The sequence below is a fragment of the Reyranella sp. genome, assembly GCF_050185545.1.
In the GTDB taxonomy this organism is placed as follows: Bacteria; Pseudomonadota; Alphaproteobacteria; order Reyranellales; family Reyranellaceae; genus Reyranella.
Window position 1 is genome coordinate 1 of the sequence record NZ_JBFWZI010000343.1, and the last position, 3635, is coordinate 3635.

The 3635-nt window shown below is 68.7% G+C and carries 5 protein-coding genes; all 5 read right to left on the reverse strand.

The window, feature by feature from the left end; genetic code table 11:
- The coding region (locus AB7O82_RS37745; protein WP_428621881.1) for a hypothetical protein at window positions 1-192 on the reverse strand (192 nt) is incomplete at its 3' end.
- On the reverse strand, window positions 189-587 hold the full coding sequence (locus tag AB7O82_RS37750) for a Zn-ribbon domain-containing OB-fold protein (RefSeq protein WP_428621882.1): 399 nt from the start codon (window positions 585-587) through the stop codon (window positions 189-191). The genes AB7O82_RS37745 and AB7O82_RS37750, both read right to left, overlap by 4 nt.
- 1 nt (window position 588) lies before the next feature.
- Window positions 589-1737, reverse strand: a complete 1149-nt coding sequence (locus tag AB7O82_RS37755) for a thiolase family protein (RefSeq protein WP_428621887.1) — start codon at window positions 1735-1737, stop codon at window positions 589-591.
- Window positions 1738-1739: 2 nt separating this feature from the next.
- Complete coding sequence (locus AB7O82_RS37760) at window positions 1740-2531, reverse strand: enoyl-CoA hydratase/isomerase family protein (RefSeq protein ID WP_428621883.1); 792 nt, start codon at window positions 2529-2531, stop codon at window positions 1740-1742.
- 36 nt (window positions 2532-2567) lie between these two features.
- Window positions 2568-3635: acyl-CoA dehydrogenase family protein (locus AB7O82_RS37765; RefSeq protein WP_428621885.1), on the reverse strand; the 1068-nt coding region annotated here is incomplete at its 5' end.

Below are 3635 nucleotides of genomic sequence, written 5' to 3' on the forward strand. Positions count from 1 at the left end.
GACCACCGACATGTAGGCCCGCATCATCATCACGGTGGCGATGCTGGCCGCTTCGGCGGCGCGGTCGGCCTCGCTTGTCGCGGCGCCGAAGATGCGCCCCCACTGGCGGGCCAGATCGTCGTTATAGACGAGGCTGGTCTCGCCGATGCTGCTGCCCGGCTTGAAGTCGTCGAACAGGATCGGGGTGCTCACGGCAGCGCCTCCGCGTGCGGCAGCTTCACGCCCTCGACGTCCTTGAAGCCGATCCGGACTTTTTGCCCGATGGCGAGGGTCGGCTGCAGCCCGGCATCGCTGTTGACCATCAGCCGAAAGCCTTCGTCCACGTCGACCAGGACGATCGCGTACGGCACCTCCGCCCGGAACGCTGCGGTCGGCGCCCGCTGCACGACGGTGAAGCTCAACACCGTGCCGACGGCGGAAGAACGCTTCCAGTCGAGGCGACGCGACTGGCAATGGGAGCAGAACGAGCGGGGGATCGGCTGGACGGTGCCGCAGTCGCCGCAGGCTTGGTAGCGCAACTCGCCGTCCGAGCAGCCGTCCCAAAAGGGTCGGGTCTCGGCGGTGGCGCTCGGCAAGGGTCTCTTCATGTCAGTGGGCCCCCAGGACGAGCGAGCAATGCGCGGACAGGATGCCGCCGTCGCCGTGGACGAAGGCCAGCCTGGCATCACGGACCTGGCGCTCCTTGGCGCGGCCACGCAGCTGGTGCACCGCTTCGACTGCATGGAACATGCCGCCCGCAGCGCCCGAATGCGCGTAGGACAGCAGCCCGCCGTGGGTGTTGCAGGGCAGCCGTCCACCGATGGCGAGCTCGCCGCGCTCGGCGGCGACGCCGGCAGTACCGCGCTCGAAGAAGCCGATCGATTCCAGCTCGACCAGGAGCGTGATCGTGAACGAATCGTAGATCTCCGCGACGTCGATGTCCTTCGCCGTGACGCCGGCTCGGGCAAACGCGGTCGCGGAAGAGGTCTTGCAGCCGAAATCCGTGAGGCTCGGCGCCGCGACGATGTGCTCGTGGGTGTGCCCCTGCCCCGCCCCGAGGATCTCGACCGGCTTGTGGCGCGTGTCCGCGGCAGCCGCCTTGCTGCTCACGACCACGGCAGCGCCGCCGTCGGAGATCAGGCAGCAGTCGAGCATGCGCAGCGGCGACGCGATCTCCTTGGACGCCAGCACGTCGGCCACCGTGATCGGCTCGCGCTGCTGCGCCTTGGGATGCAGCAGCGCATGCTTGCGATGCTGGACCGCGATCGCCGCGAGCTGCTCGGAGGTCGCGCCGTATTCGTGCATATAGCGCCGGGCGACCAGCGCGTAGGAGGCCGGCACGCTGATGCCGAACGGCCGCTCGAACTGCGGATGGCCGACCTCGGCGAGCGCGGCCACGGCGCCGTCGCGCGACAGGCCGCTCAGGCGGTTGTCGCCGGTGACGACCAGGACGTTGCGGCACTGGCCGCTCGCCACCAGCGCCGCGGCCTGCATAATCATGATGCAGGCCGTGGCCCCGCCCGCCTGGATGGCGGCGCAGGTGCCCGGATGGATGCCGAGATACTCGCAGAACACCGAGGCCAGCATCAGGTGCGGCTCGGTGAACGAGTAGGCGCACAGCACGCCGTCGATGTCGCCCAGCGCCAGGCCGGCGTCGTCGAGGGCTCCGAGCGCCGCTTCGGCGTGCAGGCCCATGCAGCTGCTGCCCGGAAGCTTGCCGACGGCCGTGTCGTAGGCGCCCGTGATGAAGGCGTTCATCGTCACGGCTTGACGCTCCCGTCGAAGCGCAGGCCCCGCTTGGCGAGGAAGTCAGCGACCGCACGATCGTGATACTCGGTGTGCAGCGCCAGCGCCTGGGCGCTCGATTCGAGCTCGGCCAGCGTGTCCTGGTCGAGGTTGAACGACCGGTTCAGGATGTTCTTGGCGATGCCCAGCGCGTCGGTCGAGGCCGCGTGGTAGCGCTCGGCCAGCGCCAGCGCGTTCTGCTCGAGCTGATCGTGGTGGACCTTGCGGAACACGATGCCCATCTGCATGGCCTCGTCGACCCCGATCTCACGGGCCGAGAACACGAGGTCCTTGGCGCGCTGCAGCCCGACGATGCGCGGCAGCAGGAAGAAGCCGCCGAGATCGGGCACCAGGCCGATGCGGCCGAAGACCGCGCAGAAGCGGGCCCGCTCGCTCGCGACCACGAAGTCGCAGGCCAGCGCGAGGTTGAAGCCGGCGCCGAACGCCGGCCCGTCGACCGCGGCGATCACCGGCTTTTCGAGGTTGACCAGCGCGTGGAACCAGGTGTGCAGGCGTCTGATGCGATCACGGTCCTTGAACACCGGACGCTTGGCCTCGGACAGGGATTTGAGGTCGCCGCCAGCACAGAAGATGCCCTGGGTGCCCGTGATCACCACGGCGCGCACCGTGTCGTCATCGCGCGCCTCGATCACGGCGTCGGCGATCCCCTGGCGGACCTCGAGGTCGAAGGCGTTGCGCCGCTCGGGGCGGTTGAGACGGATCAGCAGTGTCGCGCCGTGGCGCTCGCGCAGAACAAAGTCAGCCATTGCGTTCCTTCGATGCGATAAGGGATGTCCGGTGGCTCAGGGCTTGAAGCCGAGGTCGCGCAGGATGATGTTCTTCTGCACTTCGCTGGTGCCCTCGCCGATGACGTAGACCAGCGCATCGCGGTGTATGCGTCCCACCGGATATTCGCGCATGATCCCGGCGCCGCCATGGATGCGGATCGCCTGCTCGCTCACGGCCACCGCGGTCTCGCTGGCGATCAGCTTCACGCGCGCGGCGGTCGCGGCATCCAGCGTTTCCTGGTCCACGCGCCAGGCGCCGTAATAGACGAGCCATCTCGCCGCCTCGATCTGGGCCGACATCTCGGCGAGCTTGTGCCCGATCGCCTGGTAGTCGCCGATGCGCCGGCCGGCGACCGAGCGGTCGCGGGCGTAAGCCGTGGCGGCATCGAACGCCGCGCGCGCCATGCCGAGCGCATTGGCGGCAACGCCGACACGGTTCTCGCTCAGCGACTCCAGGATCACCGGGTAGGTGCCCAGGCGCTCGCCGAGGACGCCGTCGTCGGGCACGAACACATCCTCGATGTGGATCAGGCCGGTCTCCGACGCGCGGATGCCCTCTTTCTTAAGCTTGTGGATGGTGATGCCCTTGGCCGGCAGCTCGACGATGAACAGGCTGATGGCGCCGGCGGTGAGCTCGGACGCCGTTCGGGCGGCAACGAGCAGGAAATCGGCGATCGGCGCGTTGGTGATGTAGAGCTTGCTGCCATTGAGCTTCCAGCCGCCGGCGGCGCGCTCTGCGCGGGTCTTGAGCGCGCGGATGTTCGAGCCGCCGTCAGGCTCGCTGAGCGCGAAGCCCGCGATCTTCCTGCCCTGCACCGCAGGGCGGAAGAAGCGCCGGCGCTGCTCGTCCGTGCCGGCCTTCCAGATCGGCCAGATCCCAAGGTGACTGTGCGCCGACCAGCTCGACGCGAATCCCTGGCTCATGTAGCTCAGCTCCTCGCGCACGATGCAGTCGCTGACCTTGTCGAGGCCGCTGCCGCCGTCGCTTTCCGGATAGCGGACGCCGAGCAGGCCAAGCTCACCCCAGCGCGCGAACACCTCGCGGGGCAGGACTTCATTCTCTTCCGCCGCCATGACGAGCTG

Excerpts from the sequence above, each read along its gene's own strand:
- AB7O82_RS37750 (WP_428621882.1), bottom strand. The coding sequence starts at position 587 with ATGAAGAGACCCTTGCCGAGCGCCACCGCCGAGACCCGACCCTTTTGG.
- AB7O82_RS37755 (WP_428621887.1), bottom strand. The coding sequence starts at position 1,737 with ATGAACGCCTTCATCACGGGCGCCTACGACACGGCCGTCGGCAAGCTT.
- AB7O82_RS37760 (WP_428621883.1), bottom strand. The coding sequence starts at position 2,531 with ATGGCTGACTTTGTTCTGCGCGAGCGCCACGGCGCGACACTGCTGATC.